The 17,423-nt window shown below is 50.9% G+C and carries 12 protein-coding genes; 9 read left to right on the top strand and 3 right to left on the bottom strand.

Annotation, left to right across the window (positions count from 1 at the left end):
• The first annotated feature begins 143 nt into the window (after window positions 1-143).
• Together RBB62_RS13395 and RBB62_RS13390 are read left to right on the top strand one after the other, a co-directional pair.
• Window positions 144-4,265 (top strand): hypothetical protein, encoded by a 4,122-nt coding sequence (locus RBB62_RS13395; protein WP_309399436.1) that lies wholly within the window; start codon window positions 144-146, stop codon window positions 4,263-4,265.
• 189 nt (window positions 4,266-4,454) lie between these two features.
• Window positions 4,455-5,468 carry a LacI family DNA-binding transcriptional regulator gene (locus RBB62_RS13390; protein ID WP_309399434.1) on the top strand — a complete coding sequence of 338 codons (1,014 nt, stop codon included), beginning with the start codon at window positions 4,455-4,457 and terminating at the stop codon, window positions 5,466-5,468.
• Here RBB62_RS13390 and RBB62_RS13385 read toward each other — a convergent pair.
• The 3 genes from RBB62_RS13385 to RBB62_RS13375 are packed head-to-tail and all read right to left on the bottom strand — an operon-like array spanning window position 5,449 to window position 8,477.
• Window positions 5,449-6,429: an NAD-dependent epimerase/dehydratase family protein gene (locus RBB62_RS13385; protein WP_309399433.1), complete on the bottom strand. Its 981-nt coding sequence runs from the start codon at window positions 6,427-6,429 to the stop codon at window positions 5,449-5,451. The two genes, RBB62_RS13390 and RBB62_RS13385, sit on opposite strands and share 20 nt — an antisense overlap.
• Window positions 6,422-7,315, bottom strand: a complete 894-nt coding sequence (locus RBB62_RS13380) for a nucleotidyltransferase family protein (protein ID WP_309399432.1) — start codon at window positions 7,313-7,315, stop codon at window positions 6,422-6,424. Before RBB62_RS13380 ends, RBB62_RS13385 begins: the two co-directional genes overlap by 8 nt.
• 25 nt (window positions 7,316-7,340) lie before the next feature.
• Entirely contained in the window at window positions 7,341-8,477 is a 1,137-nt protein-coding gene (locus tag RBB62_RS13375; RefSeq protein ID WP_309399431.1) for a phosphotransferase enzyme family protein, read from the bottom strand.
• Window positions 8,478-8,599: 122 nt separating this feature from the next.
• On the opposite strand from RBB62_RS13375, the gene RBB62_RS13370 reads away from it, so the two are divergent.
• The 7 genes from RBB62_RS13370 to RBB62_RS13340 all read left to right on the top strand — a co-directional run bounded on the left by RBB62_RS13370 (window position 8,600) and on the right by RBB62_RS13340 (window position 17,412).
• Window positions 8,600-9,727 (top strand): Gfo/Idh/MocA family protein, encoded by a 1,128-nt coding sequence (locus RBB62_RS13370; protein ID WP_309399430.1) that lies wholly within the window; start codon window positions 8,600-8,602, stop codon window positions 9,725-9,727.
• A gap of 32 nt (window positions 9,728-9,759) precedes the next feature.
• Window positions 9,760-10,782 carry a LacI family DNA-binding transcriptional regulator gene (locus tag RBB62_RS13365; protein WP_309399429.1) on the top strand — a complete coding sequence of 341 codons (1,023 nt, stop codon included), beginning with the start codon at window positions 9,760-9,762 and terminating at the stop codon, window positions 10,780-10,782.
• Window positions 10,783-10,830: 48 nt separating this feature from the next.
• Window positions 10,831-11,517, top strand: coding sequence for a PEP-CTERM sorting domain-containing protein (locus RBB62_RS13360; protein ID WP_309399428.1), 687 nt, complete (start codon window positions 10,831-10,833; stop codon window positions 11,515-11,517).
• A gap of 22 nt (window positions 11,518-11,539) precedes the next feature.
• Complete coding sequence (locus tag RBB62_RS13355; RefSeq protein WP_309399427.1) at window positions 11,540-12,181, top strand: type II secretion system protein; 642 nt, start codon at window positions 11,540-11,542, stop codon at window positions 12,179-12,181.
• Between the two features lie 79 nt (window positions 12,182-12,260).
• Window positions 12,261-13,586: an endo alpha-1,4 polygalactosaminidase gene (locus RBB62_RS13350; protein WP_309399426.1), complete on the top strand. Its 1,326-nt coding sequence runs from the start codon at window positions 12,261-12,263 to the stop codon at window positions 13,584-13,586.
• Window positions 13,587-13,595: 9 nt separating this feature from the next.
• Window positions 13,596-15,605, top strand: coding sequence for a sodium:solute symporter family protein (locus RBB62_RS13345; protein ID WP_309399425.1), 2,010 nt, complete (start codon window positions 13,596-13,598; stop codon window positions 15,603-15,605).
• Window positions 15,592-17,412 (top strand): choice-of-anchor Q domain-containing protein, encoded by a 1,821-nt coding sequence (locus RBB62_RS13340; protein WP_309399424.1) that lies wholly within the window; start codon window positions 15,592-15,594, stop codon window positions 17,410-17,412. The genes RBB62_RS13345 and RBB62_RS13340 overlap by 14 nt, the downstream gene beginning before the upstream one ends.
• The last annotated feature ends 11 nt before the right edge of the window (window positions 17,413-17,423 follow it).

Genomic DNA, 17,423 nt, shown 5'->3' with positions numbered 1-17,423 from the left:
TTTACCATGCTATGGGCAGTTTCGTTCGCAATTTGTGCTCCTGTATTTCTTGGAAAAATGTTCCAAAGAGCTTGACTTTCTTAGTGTTTGCGTAAATGTTTACGCAATAAATTTGAAACAGCTTTAACCCCTGCTTTTACATTATGATTTCAGTAGTATCTTCTTTGGATTTTTATCGAACCTTAAAGTTTTCACTACAGGGGGTTACTGGCTTTTTTTTGATGACGTCAGCCGCATTTGCGATCGATTCCGTAGAAGTGGGGCTTGCGGAAAGCGGTGCCTTGCAAGTAGGGATAAAAGAGCCTGCTCCTGATGTGCAACAAACACGCTTGATGTTTGATATCGATAGCGATTCCAGTAGCGGGTTTGGCGAATATGGTGCTGATTACATGATCGAAGGTGCGACGCTTTACGCATATCCTGATACTGCCACTGGTTGGGAGTGGAAGCAGGTGGGCGTGGTTCCTTATGAAGTTTCCGAGGGGGTGCTTACTTACTCGGTGAACGCGTTGCCAAGGTTCAAGGTAATGCGTTTTTATGTAGAGAATGTTGATAGTGATTGGAGCGTTGTTGATCGTTATCCTGAGACTGACGCATTATCAGTCGATTACTCGCAGTTGACGCCGTCGAATCCTACTGCGGATAATGGCTTGATTGGTCGTCTTTACCGCAGTGGTAGAAGTGGGCTGGCCGTGAAAGTAATAGGAGAAGGCGTGGAGCCTTCACGACTGCGCGTGCTAATTAATAATGACGAGGATGTTGCGACGGGCTTAGCGCCTTATGGTGCAGACTACATGATCGAAGGGCTGACGTTCTACCAACATTCGGGCGTGGACAACGACTGGAATTGGACGCCAATCTACCAGCTATCACCCGAAGTTAATCCTGATGGAGTTGTGTACTCTATTGATAACATCGAAATCGGAGAATCGATGGACTTCAGTGTGGAGAGGACTAACAGCCAATGGGAAGTGTTGGAGCGTTATCCGGGGCAGGGGTTCAAGCGAATTACTAAAGACACCATGGGTGATTACTCTTATAATGGGCCCGACCAAAAAGTCGGGCCTAAAAAATATCTAGTTGAGGAGCTCATCGCCTTTGTTCCCGATTCGTTGAGCATTACCTTCAACGAACGCTTCGGCTCTTTGCCTTGGTATGATGTAGATCTGTCTGAACCCACATGGGATGCTCCAGGGTTTGCGGAGCCACTTAATTTGCGGTTTGAGCTTTGTGATGCAAAGTCCGGCGAGGTCTTTGACTTGCAGCCTGCTCGCGTACGTAAAACTGATGATATGATTGAGTGGCAGGGAAGTGCGGACGGAGTTGACTGGCGCGTGATTGCGCAATCATCTGAGCGCGGAGACCTTGACCTATACGCGGGGCTTAAGAGTGAGCGAGTCCGACTGCTTAGATTTAGTATTGGAGTGCAGGCCCAGCTTGTGGGGTGGACATGGCATGACGATGTTCAATTTGCCCGTGAGATTAATCGCGAGAATATCGAGTACGCGCATGTTGGCAGCAGCCCCTACGGGATGGATGGCAGTGTTTCCAAATACCCATTTGGTGTGGTTGATAATGGCTCGCAGGCTATAGTGCTCGAAACGGACTTAAATGAGCCTTGTGTTTTTAAAATATCTGCCAACACGGATCGAGAGCAGCTTGCTATAGATTACCATGTAGCGCTTACACCATTGACCAAAAAATTTCCCGGACAGGCTGCTTTCCACGCTTCTTTGCGAAGTCGCTCGTTAGTTGAGGGGCTGGCATTTCGGCACGCGCTTTCAGAGTTTTATCAGCGTAATACATCTCTTTTTGAGCGTCGTCCTGATGAGGTTGGGCTTTGGATGCCTTTCACGGATATTTCAAAGATTCCGAGCCCGCAGGATTTTGGATTTGCTTACTACGAAAAGGGTGGCGCAATTGGATCTGATGTCGACTTCTGCCATGATAATGGTGTGCTTACCTTGGCTTACACGGAGCCGTGGCTGTACTGGCTGCCAATGCCGGGAGGCATGGAGCGGACACCGGAGAACGCCATCGCCATGATGGAGCGACTTGCGGTGGATGGCTTTGGTAAGGCAAATGAATTTGCATCCGGGGGCTTATTGGGTGCGGCAAGAGAGCCCGATGGCGGGATCAATATGACTTTCTCGGATGTGCCCTGGAATTCCGGTGCACGAATGGAGGTTAGCACCGATCCAGAGTTACCAACCTCGTCAGACGCACCGGTTAATCGAGCAATGGCTGAGTTCTATTTTATGCGGGAACAGGTTGCTCATGAGAAGATCGATGGCATCTACCTAGATTCGCTTTCGGCAATGTTTATCATGGACTACAATCCTGAGGCTATGGCAGTTACAAATTATCCGGCAACTTTTACGACCGATGCCATGACGCCAGGGCTCGCCACGCCAATTGCTGCTTATGAATTTATTGCTGGGTTAGGTGGTTTTATGAATGCTTCCGAGAAGTACCTAATGGGCAATTTTCCTTGCTGGAATTTTCCGTTCTTTATGCCATTTATCGATATCCCAGGTGAAGAAACGCATTGGTTTCATGAAGGGAATTATAAGCGTATGGCAGACCGCGAGTTGAATTACCGGCGAGCGATGTCGGGCCAGAAAGCTTGGGGCTTTTTGATGAATGGCAAATACGATCATCTTCGACCGGAGTTTGCGCGGCGCTATTTTGAGGACAGTCTTTATTGGGCATTTCAGCCAAGCTTATTTAGCCATGACGCTGCCAATGATCCATATTGGGAAAACGCAGCATGGTATGAGCGTGACAGGCATTGGTTTCAGCGTTACATGCCTTGGATTCGGCGCTTGGCGAATGTTGGCTGGCAACCTGTGGGAGAGGCGCAATCGTTTAGTCATGTCATTGAGATCGAGCAGTACTATGGCACCCGTGATGCGGCAAAATTCATAACTGTACGCAACACGTCAAAGGCTCCGACCTCTGGTCATATTCAAGTGACGTTAGCTGGTGAGGCACAGGATTGGATTGTGCTGAACCCCTTAGCTGGCGATGCTGGCTGGCTTTCTGTTGGTGCAAGTGGCCGGGGTGAAATCCCTGTTTTTCTAGAACCTGAGCAGGTGCGCTTTTTCATGATTTTTCCAAGCAGTGAAATCTCGAATGAAATGGATTTTCTACGCGGATGGTATGACGGCAAGGGACAAGCCGCTCAGTTAATTAGTCAACTGGAGTCGATTCAGGAGCAGCAAGCCCTGGGCGTGAGGCTCGTGGTTAATTTACCACAACCCGCGTTGCGTGGTTTGGCGCAGGAAATACGCATCGACATGGCTAACGTCGGCAGTGCCGCGTTGCAATTCGAGAAGATTAGTTTGTTGTCCGAAGAGCCATCGATTGAGAAGATGCCTAATGTCACTTTGGGCGCAGGCGAAACGTGTGAGGTTGAGCTGACTGTTCCTGCGGATTTTGACGAGGATACGTTTCTTCTACGCTTTATTGTCATGAAGGAAGGCATAGCGGAAACCTTGGCAATACCGCTTTCCTGGCAGCGTTTGAATCCTGTTGATGTAGCCCTGCCACAAAGCAAAGTAATTTCTATTCAGGATGTCGCGCAAGTTCCATTGCGACTGACGAACCTCCTCCAGAAGGTTAGTCTGGTCGATGTGCGTTGGAGTGGCGATTTTGGGGAAGGGCGGAAGGCTTTTCCATTAAATGCTGGAGATGAGCAAACGGTTTACATCCCGGTTCCTGCGGCGGGGCGTGAGTCTGGCGCTATTGAACTGAAGGTATCGGGAATGGGGTTCGAGATGTTCGAAGGCGTGGTGCAACTGCAATTCCTCGGGCAGCAGGTGAGCGTGGTGCGCGATACAGCGGTGATTGTGGAAACGAGCAGCGATTTTCCAGGTTATGGACCTTCACCGCTGCGCGATGGCATCACCCGACCGACTGCAAGCATGGCGTTCAATGAAGCTGCCTGGGCGTCAGAGGAATCTGCTTCTCCGCATTGGGTGCGCTTTAAGTTTCCGGAGCCCATCGAGATTAGCGAAGTTAAGCTCTTTTGGAATCATGAGGGGGGCGTTACTTATACCTCAAGGGAGGGAGTTATACAAGGGTGTATGCTTGACGGGCAACGCCGTCAGTTGACACGTTTTCAGAACGATGCAACGACTGACGTGACGACGGTTGTTTTTGAGCCGACTAAGCTGGCAAGTTTAGAGATTCTCCAGCCTGCGAGACGTGGCTCAGAGATTCGACCGAACATTCTATGGCTGACGGAAATTGAAGTGCGCTAAAATGGCATTCGGTTGGCATCTTGGGCGTTTGTGATTCCACGACTGGATCGTCGACATCGCTCATCGGCTTGTCCGCGTGGCCTAGCCCTGTTTGCGTAAGCGTTTGTCCTTTACCATGTCACGGTCATCCCCCACACTCCATCATGGTTACGCTTGGTTTATTCTAAAGCAAGCTGGTCGGCATTGTAGATGGACATTCGTGAATTTTCAGAGATTGTAGGTGTTTCAACCGCGACTGTTTCGCGCGCTTTTTCTGGGCGTGGACGCATCAGTAAAAAAACTCAGGAGCGAATCCTGGAGGAAGCGCGAAAGCACGGCTTTGCGCCAAATATCAATGCGCGTCGCTTATCATCCAAGTTTAGTGGTGTCATTGGGCTTTACTACACGTTTGGCGAGGAGATCATTTTTGATTACTATAACATGGAGCTCGCGCAGGAGATTGCCAAAGCTTGTGCGGGGCGGGGTATCTCCTTGCACTTAGTATTAAGGAGCCCATCGCAGCCTGACTTGCAGTTGAACAACCTCATTGCTGGAAAAGGCTTGGATGGCGTGATCATTGTAGCGGATAGTGAGCGTAGCTTGGACGGTTTGGGAAAAGTCATCTCTGACTGCCCTACTATAGTCATTGCGAATCAGGTTTGGTCGAATCATTTATCCACCGGATTTATTCATTTGGACTTCGAGAGCGGCATCGAGCAGGCTGTTCAAACCCTTGTGCGCCTGGGGCATCGTCGTATCGGTTTTATCCGTGGCTTATCGGACGACACCAAGCTTAAGGCTTACCAAACCGCTTTGGTCGCATCTGGAATCAAAGTTGATCAGTCACTCATTGTAAATGGTCCTAAGACGATTGAAGACGGGCAACGCGCTGTAGGCATATTATTAAAGAAGAAAATTGATGCGGTCGTTTGTTGCACGGATTTACTTGCGATCGGCGCGTTGCAAGGAGCCGTTAAGTTAGGTGTGTCTGTGCCTGAGCAACTCTCCATTGTTGGCATGGATGATCTTGCTCTAGCATCGCAAACCTCTCCACCGCTGTCCAGTATTGGAGTCCCGCGTTCCAAAATTGCTGCGAGCGCCATACAGATGCTCGAAAGCGTTATGAGTGCATCCGATGGCAATGCGGCGGCGGCACCTCAGTTTATGCACACAGTGAACACATTCTTTGTCGAGCGTGAGTCAATTACCGCAGTAGAGCGCTAGATCTGGTCGTGCTTTGCAGATACTGAGCCAGTCCCTCACGCAGGGAAATTGAAGCAGTGAAGTCCAGTAGTTCACGCGCGCTATTGGGGCAACCCAATGAGTGAATTATGTCGCCCGTGCGTGCTTCTTTAAAGACAGTCTCCGGCGCATCTGGAAAGTGCAGACGGAGCTCGTCGAGGATGTCTAGTAGGCTGGTGGACTTGCCAGTGCAGACATTGACTGCATTAAAACCAGATTGGTTGGATTTGGTAGCGAGCACATTCATGCGCGCGACATCTTGAACGTTGATGAAGTCACGTGTTTGCTGGCCGTCACCAAATACAATCGGCGCAACGCCTTGGGCGAATCGATCGAGAAAGATCGACATGACGCCAGAATACGGTGACTTTGGATCTTGGCGTGGGCCGTAGACATTGAAGTAGCGGTTCGCGGTGACTTTTAACTTATAGGTGTTTGCAGCCGCGAGCAGGAGGGCTTCGCTGGCAAGTTTTGCTCCGCCGTAGGGCGAGAGTGGCTGCTTCTTTGCGCTTTCCTGAAGCGGCAGTTCCGGGTTGTCGCCGTAGATCGCTGCCGAGGATGCAAAGACGATATTTTCCACCATGCCGCGTTGCGCAGCATCGATTATCGTTTGTGTCGCCAAGACATTTCGTTTGAAATTTAAAGCTGGGTTTTCGATGCTTTCTTGCACGCTAACGAGCGCTGCGAGGTGAATGATTGCGTGTGGCTGAAAGGCTTCTAGGATACGGCTAAGCGTGCCACTGTGGGTAACATCGATTTGTTCAAACCGGAAGCTGGGTGAGGTGCACGCTGCATCGAGATTCTCGATTCTTCCCGTGGCAAGGTTGTCGACGACTAATACATCGACGTTTTCAGCCAAAAGTTGATCCACTGTATGGGAGCCAATAAAACCAGCGCCGCCCGTAACGAGCACACGTCGCGAGGATGATGTTTTTTTAGGCATATTGTCCACTTTCTGATAGTTCTTTCAAACTCGCTACTACGTGCGCTTTGTCTTCTGGATAGGTTACGCCGAACCATGGGCTGCTAGTTTGCATGATTCGACACTCTGCAGCGCCGCTACGGATCAACTCATCTACGACAGTGGGGATGTAGCATTCGGATTTCATTTCACTCCCGCTTTTCTTGAGGAATGCTATGAAGTGCGATTGGATTGCAGAGAATATCGCGGGTGTGAATCCCCAGCAATTCATCGAGACGATGGTCTCGGAGCGTAGCACCTCTTGAGTGCCCTGAAGGTTTTTTCCGATGATCACGCCTGCGGCATTGGAGGAAATATTGGTGTATTCTTCGACTGATTTCAATTTATCTCCGTGGATCTGGCAAACGCCGCGATTCACTGAGCCATGAGGAGACAGCGTTTTGATTAGCTGGTAGCCAACCATGCTAATAGCGAGATCTGATCCCTTTGCTGTAGCAAGTTGCGTGGCGAGAATTTCGTAGGATTCTTTACCATAGAAATCATCGGCATTGATGACCGCGAATGGCTCTGCGATTACGTTACGTGCGGCATAAATCGCCTGGGCGGTGCCCCAAGGCTTCGAGCGACCTGGTGGAGGCGTGAAGCCGGTGGGTAAATCTTCAAGTGACTGGTAGGCGAACTGTAGGTCAATTTGCGCATCGTAGCGACTGCTGATGTGTTCGTGAAAGTCGGCTTCGAAATCGCGACGTATGACAAAGACAATTTTAGCGAAGCCAGCGCTGATGGCGTCTTGCACCGCGAAGTCGAGCATGGTCTCGCCCATCGGGCCCATGACATCAAGTTGCTTCAGGCCGCCGTAACGGCTACCCATGCCGGCAGCCAAAATGAGGAGTGTGGGAGGTGTCATGATCGAATTATTTGAAGTTAATGTTTTACGAGTAATTTAATTCAGATTCGATAAATGTTCGCTGGATTAGTCGGTCGATTTCCGACTGTTGTTGCTCGATCGATTCTACGAGTGCGAATTGTGTGCGGCAGCGGTCAAGGTTGTGTGCCGGGTGCTTGATTTTGAAGTAAGTGTCTCCTTGTAAGTAATCCGTAAGGAAGCGAATTCCGCATTCCATCGCCATCAGCTTGGCGCTCTGACCCAGGCCTTCCTTTTCGTAGTCGTTGAGGAAGCCTGCTGCGACGCCGAGATAGCCTTGCAAGAGCGCTTCAAACATGGGCATTTGCATCGAGACTTTGCTGAGGTCGGTTTCGTCTTCTAGGGCAGAATTCGTCGCGGTTCGAACCATGTCGCTAAAGTCATAAAGCACGCAGCCTGGCATCACGGTGTCCAAGTCGATGACGCAAACGCCTTCTCCTGAAAAGTCATCAATCATGACATTGTTCAGTTTGGTGTCATTGTGGGTGACGCGCTCAGGTATGTTGCCTGCGGACATTTGTTTTACGACCATTCCGAAGTCGTCCTGTCGTGCGTGTAGAAAATCGATTTCCGCTTTTACCATGTGCGCTCGATTGTGTTTGTCCTGTTCGAGCGCCAGGAGTAGTGCCTCATACCGCTTGGGGGTGTGGTGGAAATCGGGAATGGTTTCGTGCAGTCGCTCTCCTTGGAGTGAGGCGGCGAGTTTTTGAAATTGGGCAAAGGCTGCTGCGGCTGCTTTGGCTTGCTCGATGGATTCGATTTTATCGTAAGTACGCGCTCTTTCGATAAATAGGTAGGTTCGCCAGTACTCGCCATCGGCGTCGATTGCGTAGGGCTTGCCCGTGTGTGCGGGAATAAGTGTTAGGCCGCGGCGAAGGCGCTCAGGATTTGCCTCGCGCATCAGTGTCGACTGGTTGTGGTCAGTGACGCGTTGTATGTTTTCCATCAACGCCTCGGGGTTCTTAAAGATGCTCTTGTTGATGCGCTGGTGGATGTAGCGTAGCCGGTGTCCTGCTTGATCATACTCGGCGCAGTAGGTGTCGTTGATATGGCCGCTGCCGTATGGTGTGCAAGCGACATAGTCTGCCCGCATATTAAATAGCTCTGCGATGGATGAAAGGTCCGCTGGTGGTAGGTTATTCATGCAGTGTTCTTTGTTTCGATTCGGGGGTATAATGGCGGTTTTAGGGCATGGAGAATTATTTGGCAAGAAAATGCGTAAACATTTACACAAAAATCTTGACGATTGCTAGGTGAGTGATTTTTATGGCGATTATGAAGATTGGAGTAATTGGACTAGGCAAGCGACTGAATCATATGGTGAATACCTGTATGCGTGAAGTTGAGCCCGGACTGACGATTGTCTCTGCGCTCGACCCCGATGAAGCAGCGGTGCGTGAAGTTCTTCCTGAGAAAGAGGCTAGGGCCGTTAAATTTGCGAGGACGGTTGAGGAGCTTGCATCAACTGGAGTTGATGCGATTGCGGTTGGAACGCGCTGCAATTTACACGCGAAATATGCAATTGAGGTTGCTACTACCGGGTTGCCGCTTTTTTTAGAAAAGCCCGTTGCGACAACGCTTGAAGATGCGATGGCATTGGAGGCTGCATTTCGGAATACTGAAACAGAAGCGGTGGTAAGTTTTCCGCTACGCGCATCACCGCTCTGTACACGAGTGAAGCATATCTTAGATGAAGGTGGACTCGGTATTCCTCAGCATGTGTTGGCTGTTAATTATGTGCCTTATGGTGATGTCTATTTTAATAGTTGGTACCGCGACTACCGGGTGACGGGCGGTTTATTTCTTCAAAAGGCAACGCACGATCTCGACTATCTGGCCTATTGCATGCGTAGTCCGATCGTTCGCGTTGGTGCAATGAAGTCCTGTGGGCGTGTTTATCGCGACTCAAAATATGCGGATGTTGAGCCTGATCCGAATTGTGGTTTCTTTGAGCAAATTGGAACACCCGAAACTGGTATGAATGAGGACGCTTCTAGTGCGCTCATTGAGTTCGAAAACGGTGTTCAAGGTGTCTACACGCAGGTGTTTTACTCGAAGCGTGGCGCGGCACGGCGCGGCGCGACTTTTTCGGGGCATCAGGGAACTCTCTGTTTTGATTGGTATGAGAACCAGGCTAAGCTGGTGCATCATTTTAAACCGTTTGAGGACACTATACGCGTGGATTGCGATTTGCATCATCATGGTGGCGATGGGGTTTTGGCGGAAAACTTCCTCAAGGTCATTCGTGGTGAGGCGACTTCCATCTCGAATATCTGGGCAGGACTGCAAAGTGTCTATGCCTGTTTGGCGGCGAAAGAGAGCTCCGAGACTGGACAATTCTGTGAGGTTCGCCAATTGGCTCAAGTCGCCGTCGGAGAGGCCTACTGTCGCTGATTTCAAGATAATTTGCGTAAACATTATTACAAATGCCACTTGATATTGTAGAATTTTCCAAGCAAATCGGCGTCTCAACGGCGACGGTTTCCCGTGCGTTTTCCGGGCGTGGGCGAATTAGTGATAAGACGCGTGAGCGCGTCTTGGAAGAGGCGCGTGCTCGCGGGTTTTCCCCCAATGTCCATGCGAGTCGTCTCAATTCGAAGCGAACCAATCAGATTGGTCTTTATTACAGCTTTTCGGAAGACCCGATATTCGACTATTACAACATGGAGCTCGCGCAAGAAATCGCCAAGGCGGCCGAAAAGCGTGGGCAAGCGGTGCACCTTGAGCTTAGCCGTACCGGTAAGGGCGAGAATCAGCGGTTGCGCCAACTAACAGGTGGTGGCGGTTTGGATGGTATTATCCTCGTCGTAGACGGTCGCACCAGTGGGGCTCGCTTAATCGAGTCCGTACAGGGGTGTCCGGTGGTTGTCGTGACCAATCGTCCTTGGGCTCCGATTAAGAAAGAGATCGTGGTCGAACTGGATATTTTCAGTGGAATGGCGGACGCGGTGCGAGACTTGGCAAGTTTGGGGCACAAGCGAATTGGATTCATTGGGGGGACGGGAATCACGGCCAAGGTTAACGGCTTCCGACGAATCCTGGGGGATTGCCAGGTGGCTGTTGATCCTAAGTTAATTGCGGAAGGTTCGGTCAGCTTTTCTGATGGCCAAAAGGCATTTCATCAGGTTGCTTCGCAGCGACCATCGGCAGTGCTTTGTGCGACAGACGTTTTGGCAATGGGTGCGCTGAATGAAGCCAATGCCATGGGACTTAATGTTCCTGGCGACATTTCGATTGTTGGAATGGATGACTTGGCATTTACCGCCTATACGACGCCTTCCCTGAGCACAATTGGTATTCCACGTAGTCAAATCGCGAAGACTGCAGTCGATAGCATTATTTCACAGCTCGATGATGAAGAGAGCGAATCTCCGCGAGCATTAGCTAAGCATGTCATCGGTAGCTACTACGTGCAGCGCGCGTCAGTCGGCATTTCTACTGGCGCTTAGTTCTTCCAGAAATTCAACCCTCATATCACTCAACAAATCCATATCACTATGAAATCAACAAATACTACGAAACTAATCTGCGGCGTTCTGGGCTCACTTGTGCTTAGCGCATCGGCGGTCGCAGGCACCTACGCGAATATCACTATCGACGGGGATTTCTCAGATTGGGTCGGTGTTCCGATCTTGACCACTGACACTACTGGTGATGGTGATCCCGTAGACTTCATCACGCTGTACGCGGCCAATGATGATAGCAATCTTTACCTGCGTGTGGTTTATAATGATCCAGTTGGCGTAAATGGAAGTAATGCCCAAGTATTCATTGCGCTAGATAATGACAACAATACCTCAACGGGCTACGATGTGTATGGTTTAGGCTTGGTTGGTTCGGAAGTAGGCTGGCAAAACGATTTCCCTTTTGAGCAGGCTACTGGCAATTTCAATACCGGCAATGGTATCACCGATGGAGGCGCTGCAATTGCGCTCTACAACACCACCGTCAGCGAACAGGAAATATCTATCAGTCGCTCTGCCACCTTTACGGTAGGCGGTGCCACAATTTTCCCTAATGACACCATTGCGATTGCCATGTATAGCAATGGGACCACGGTGGATGACTTTATCGGTGCCGGAGTTTATACTTTTGCTTCGGTTCCCGAGCCGGCTCATTACGCAATGATCTTTGTCGGACTGGCTGGCGCGATTACCTTGCTTCGTCGCCGCAACTTAGCATAGTATCTGCTTACGCAGCTACGATATGGAATGGCGTAAGCAATCTGGGTTCACTTTGGTGGAGTTACTCGTCTGTGTCGCGGTAATCGGCATACTGGCGAGTATCCTCATCGCAGTGTTAGGCGCTGTTCGGGAGAAAAGCCTACTCACGAACAGCATCTCCAATGTGCGTAACATTGGAGGCGGAACCCAGATGTATGCCCAAGAACACGACAATAACATACCGGTCTGGCACAACTATAACACCGGCCAATATTGGTGGCAGTTGCTGCTCCCGTATCTTGGCGATGATACAGAGATATTTCACAGTCCGGCTCATGAAGAGTTTAATGACACTGACTACAACACGCTGGCACAGACCATTTCCTATGGCTGGAATTATGTTGTGATGGGGAGGCATCTCGGCGATACATCCCGTGAAGGTGATCACGTGCTGTCACAGTTCATTTTTGCCGATCCCTCGAAGACGCTGGTGCTTGCTGATGGGCCTAAGACCGATTGCTGGGGCTACATTGCTCCTGATCATCCGGCTGACCCAGACCGCTATGGCAATAACCTTGTAGTGGCTCTGTTCCTTGATGGCCATGTGGACACTTTGGATTACACCGAAGTTACCACAGAGGAGCCTTACTTTGTGCCGATTCGCAACATGCCAGATTTTAAATAAACTTACCCCTAATAATATGCGACTAATATTTCCATTCGCGGCCTTTCTTTGGGTTGCGTGCCTTGGCTTTGCCTCTGATTTGCGTAGCCGATTCCAGCAGATCGATTCCTATGCGTGCTATTATGGTCCTGGAAAGGTCGAGGAGCTCGTTTCTCGAGACGCTGTCATTATCGAGACCAGCCAACAAAGCCCTGTTTCGATTACTCAAATGCAAGACGGGGGCGCTCTTGTCATTGGCTACATCAGCATTGGCGAAGATGATGCTTTACGCGTGGGCGATGGCGAAGGGCCCGGAGGCATGGATTCTAGCTATTTTGACCGTGACGGCAATGATGCACCTGATAAAAACAAAATCTGGAATTCCTACTACGCCGATGCGCGTGAACCGGCTTGGCGTGAGTATTTCTTGAAGAGAACTGCCGCCATGCGCGATGAGTACGGGGTTGATGGCTTTTTCCTCGATACGGTGGACACCAGCGAGCTTTACCCGGAGTCGAAGGACGCAATGATCTCGCTCATACAAGATTTGCGCGCCCAACAGCCTGACAGCATTATTGTGATCAACCGAGGCTTTCATACGGTTCCTGCCCTCGCAGGTTCAATTGACGGCGTTATGTTTGAGAGCGGTACGGCAAGTTATGATTTTGCGGCCAAGGAATACATGCTGCTCAAACCGTCGGCTTGGGACTACGGTCTTGTGCTGTGGCGTGATGTGCTTAAGCCTGCGATGGATAATCATGGAATCGTAGTGCTGGCGCTGGATTACGCGGAATCTGCTGATCATGAAAATACCCGCATTGCAATGGACCGTGCGTTAACGTTTGGTTACGTGCCAGAGGTGTCGACCATCTACTTGGATGCCATTTATGACATCGATTACTCACCCACACCAGATGGTAAGTACCTCGAGCTACAGAATACGCCCGAACGCATGACCTATCAACTGCCGGAATCAGCGAACGGCTTTCCAGCGGGAACGAAGGTGGCTCCAAGTTCGATTTATCCAGACTACGATGTGACGCCGGTGGTCGACGGGATCAGCGAGCGAGAGCAGCTGGATTGGCGTCGCCGCGCCTGGGCTTCTTGGGAAAAGCACGGAGAGCACTTTTTGGAGTTTCAGTTTCCGCGACCAGTCTCTGCTGATGGGTTCTCAGTTGACTGGGCATTTGACAATGGGGTCCACCACCAAGCGCGTGAATTTCGTGTCGAAGTCATGCCCGCAGATCAGGCGGAAGAGTGGGTGCCGGTGGTTGCCGTTGAGGACAACGAACAGTTAAGCAACGATTTGAAATTCGACGCGATGGACATCGTTGCTCTGCGTCTGGTGCAAGTGGATGGCATGGGTTCTCCGAGTCGCCCCGACCTCATGTGGGTGGAGCAGGTTCGGCTCAAGTCGCTCAACTAAGGTTTTTCTATGAGCATTATCGACTGGGGAATCGTCTCGGTATTCCTATTCGCGCTTTTGGGGCTCGTGCTTTACTCACGGCGCTATATGCGGGGGGTGGCGGACTATCTCGTGGCCAACCGCTGCGCCGGTCGTTATCTGCTGACGCTTTCTGAAGGAATCGCGGGGCTTGGCGCGATTACCATTGTGGGCGCCTTTGAAATCACCTACCAAGCCGGATTTGTTCCCATCTGGTGGAGCTATTTTCTCTCACCACTTGGGCTTATCATTGCGCTGTCGGGCTTTGTCATTTACCGCTTCAGGCAAACGCGCTCCATGACGATGCCGCAGTTCATTGAGATGCGCTACAGCAGAAGTTTTCGTGTGTTTTGTGGGCTGCTTGCATTTCTATCGGGGCTGATTAACTACGGAGTTTTTCCCGCAATTACGGCGCGGTTCTTTATCCACTTTTGTCAATTACCGGATGTGGTCATGATCTTCGGGACGCCCGTGGCGGTGTTCCCCATTGTGATGGCGATCGAGCTGCTCATTGCGCTACTGTTTGTCTTTCTGGGTGGTCAAATCACAGTGCTGCTGACTGACTTTGCACAGTCGATGTTTAGCCTCATCGCGTTTATGGTGATCCTGATATTCCTTCTGTGGATGTTTGATTGGGGAGATATTATTGCGGGCTTACAGACGCGCCCTGCTGATCAGTCAATGATTCATCCGTTCCAGGCCGGCGGCATGGACGACTTCAATATCGGCTACTACCTGATCGGTGTTTTCATGGTGGTTTACACCACGCGGGCCTGGCAAGGGAGCAGCGCCTACAATGCGTCAGCCCGCTCGCCGCATGAGGCGCGTATGGCGGGCATTTTGGGCAACTGGCGGGCTATGGCGCAGGGCATGGCAATGCTGCTGATGCCGTTGTGCGTGTTTGCTGTGTTGCACAATCCTGTTTTCAGCGAGCAAGCAGTAGAGATTACGCGCGACCTGAGTCAGTTTAGCGAGCCTGCCATTCGCCATCAAATGACGGTGCCAGTCGGCTTGCAACATATCCTTCCAATTGGCGTCACCGGTCTGCTTGCGGCGGTGATCGTGGCGGCGGCGGTCAGCACGGATAACACTTATCTGCACTCTTGGAGTAGCATATTTATCCAGGACGTGATTCTGCCATTTCGAAAGAAACCGCTGAGCATGAAGCAGCACATTTTACTCTTACGCTGTGGTTTGCTGGGCGTGGCGTTTTTTGCGTGGTGTTTTAGCATGATCTTCCCTCTGCGTGATTACATTTATATGTTCTTCGATATCACTGGGGCGATTTTCCTCGGAGGGGCGGGCTCGGTGATCATTGGCGGGTTGTATTGGAAACGCGGCACGACAGCCGGCGCATGGGCGGCGATGATTATTGGCGCAACGTTCTCGGCGGGAGGCCTCCTGCTACAGTCGTATTGGTCAGAAATTGCGCCAATGCTGCTTGAGTGGTTCCCAGATAACTTTGCGTTACAAAGCATTGCGGATGATTTTCCCTTTAACGGACGTCAGATGATGTTTTTCTCGATGCTGTGTGCGATCATCGGCTATGTGGTAGGCTCGCTTTTGCAGAACTACGCGCACAACATGGATAAGCTTTTGCATCGTGGAGAGTTCCGTCGCGTGGACGATCCTTCTGTCGAGATGCCGATTAAGTCATGGCGAAACTTGGGCATGGGGCCGGAGTTTTCGAAGTGGGATAAAGTAATCTACCTCGGCACAATAGTATGGGTGATTGGCTGGTGGTGTGTCTTTCTGATCGGCAGTGCGGTTAATTTAAGCGTTGGAGTCAGCGAGGAAACATGGATTGTTTTCTGGCAGGTGAATCTCTGGATATCTGTCATCCTTGGCATCTTTACTACTGGCTGGTTTATCTGCGGCGGGGTGGGGGATGTGCGTCGTATGTTTGCAGATTTGAATAAAGTGCGGCTGGATGTGGATGATGATGGCACCGTCGTCAATGGAATGAATGCCGATGATTTGCATAAGCATGAAGAGGTTTGAAAATTTAGTCGCCTTTACGGCCTTGGCAATTGCTCCAACCGGAGCCTCTGCTGCCGAATATTATCTGGCGACCGATGGCAGTGATTCAGCTACGGGAGACATCGATGCGCCTTGGGGCACCTTCGCCCATGCGCTCACTCAAGTTTCGCCAGGAGACGGCATCAATGTGCGTGCAGGATCTTATGCGGAGTGTGTGTTGGTCAATCAATCAGGAAGCGAGGGCGCGTATATTACCATTCGTGCTCATGATGGCGAAACGGTGGTAATTGACGGTTCCGAGATCATCGTTTCGGGGCGAATGGGCTTGGTTGAACTACAGGACTGCTCCTATGTGCGGATCGAAGGGCTGACTGTTCGTAACTTATCTACGAGTAATCGCGACCAGACGCCGGTTGGCATTCTTTATGAAGGATCGGGAACAGGCGTTGAACTGGTTAACAACACCGTTGAGCAAATCGCAACACTCGCGAATCCGAGAGCCAATGGATCTGGGCGTGACGCGCATGGCATCGGCGTATTTGGCACGGATGCAATCGCGATCAGTGAGCTCCTGGTCTTGGGCAATATCGTGCGCGACCTGACGCTTGGCTCCAGTGAGGCGCTGGTGATTAATGGTAACGTAGATGGCTTTCGCATCATTGAGAATTCAGTTTCCAACTGCGATAACATTGGCATTGATTGTATCGGATATGAAGGCGTTGGCCCAACCGATGCGTTGGATCAAGCTCGAAACGGATGGATCAGCGGCAACTGTGTCAGTGGAGTGTCGACGGTTGGGAATCCATCCTACAACGGGCCATGCTCAGCAGGGATATACGTCGATGGTGGACGGGATATCGTCATCGAGCGCAATCAAGTGAGCCTGTGTGATATCGGCGTTGAGGTGGCGTCCGAGCATCTCGGCAAGTCGACTTCGAATGTCATCGTGCGGTCCAACTTGCTGACCGAATGCTTGATGGCCGGACTGTTCATCGGCGGCTATGAGTCTGGCTCCACAGGGAGCGCGGCAAATTGCGTGATTACGCACAATACGTTTTATAACAATGACACACAGGCCAACGGCGATGAATTCGGCCAACTGCACATTCAGTACCAAGTGATCGATACCGAAATTACGGCGAACATCTTTTACCACGACATTACTAAGTCCGGGGAGTGCAATATCTTCATTGTGCAATGGAATAATGATGCCGTTGGGCTCGTGATTAACCGCAACCTTTATTACGGGCCAGAAACACCGGTTTGGGTCTTGGGGGGCGATTGGACCGAGGGTTGGCCCACGTATGATAACCTCGCCCTGAGTAGGGCGGAAGAGGTGTTTGCTGCGCCAGGTTTTATCGGTGCTGCCTCAGGTGATTTTCGACTGACTACAGGCTCTCCAGCTATCGATCTCGGCTCAACGAGTGAGGTGTCAGGCGTGCGGGATTTAGATGGCCTTGAGCGTACTGTAGGGGAGAGCCCGGACGCGGGCGCTTATGAGTTTGGCGCGGAAGCCTCTACATGGGGTGGCGCTAGCATCGAGGCGAATGACCAAGAAGCCTATTTCTCTATGATGGCGAATCCTGGGAGGGTGTGTGGGCTTCAATACAGCAAAAACTTTCAGGAATGGCTCCTGACTTCTGGAGTTTTCTTTGTTCAATATGACTTAATTTGGCGGGCTACTTTAGCTGGTATGCAGGGGGATTGGTCGAAGTCTGTCGAGATCTCCGATACGTTAAACGCCATCATAGGAGTGGCTGCGCACGAACATTATTTGCCGCCTGAACTTGAAAAAAGCTTCATGACCTCGATGCGCCAAGAACTCTGACATAGCATGAT

It is taken from the genome of Cerasicoccus maritimus, assembly GCA_031296935.1.
In the GTDB taxonomy this organism is placed as follows: Bacteria; Verrucomicrobiota; Verrucomicrobiia; order Opitutales; family Cerasicoccaceae; genus Cerasicoccus; species Cerasicoccus maritimus.
This window is presented reverse-complemented; position numbering and strand designations above follow the sequence as displayed.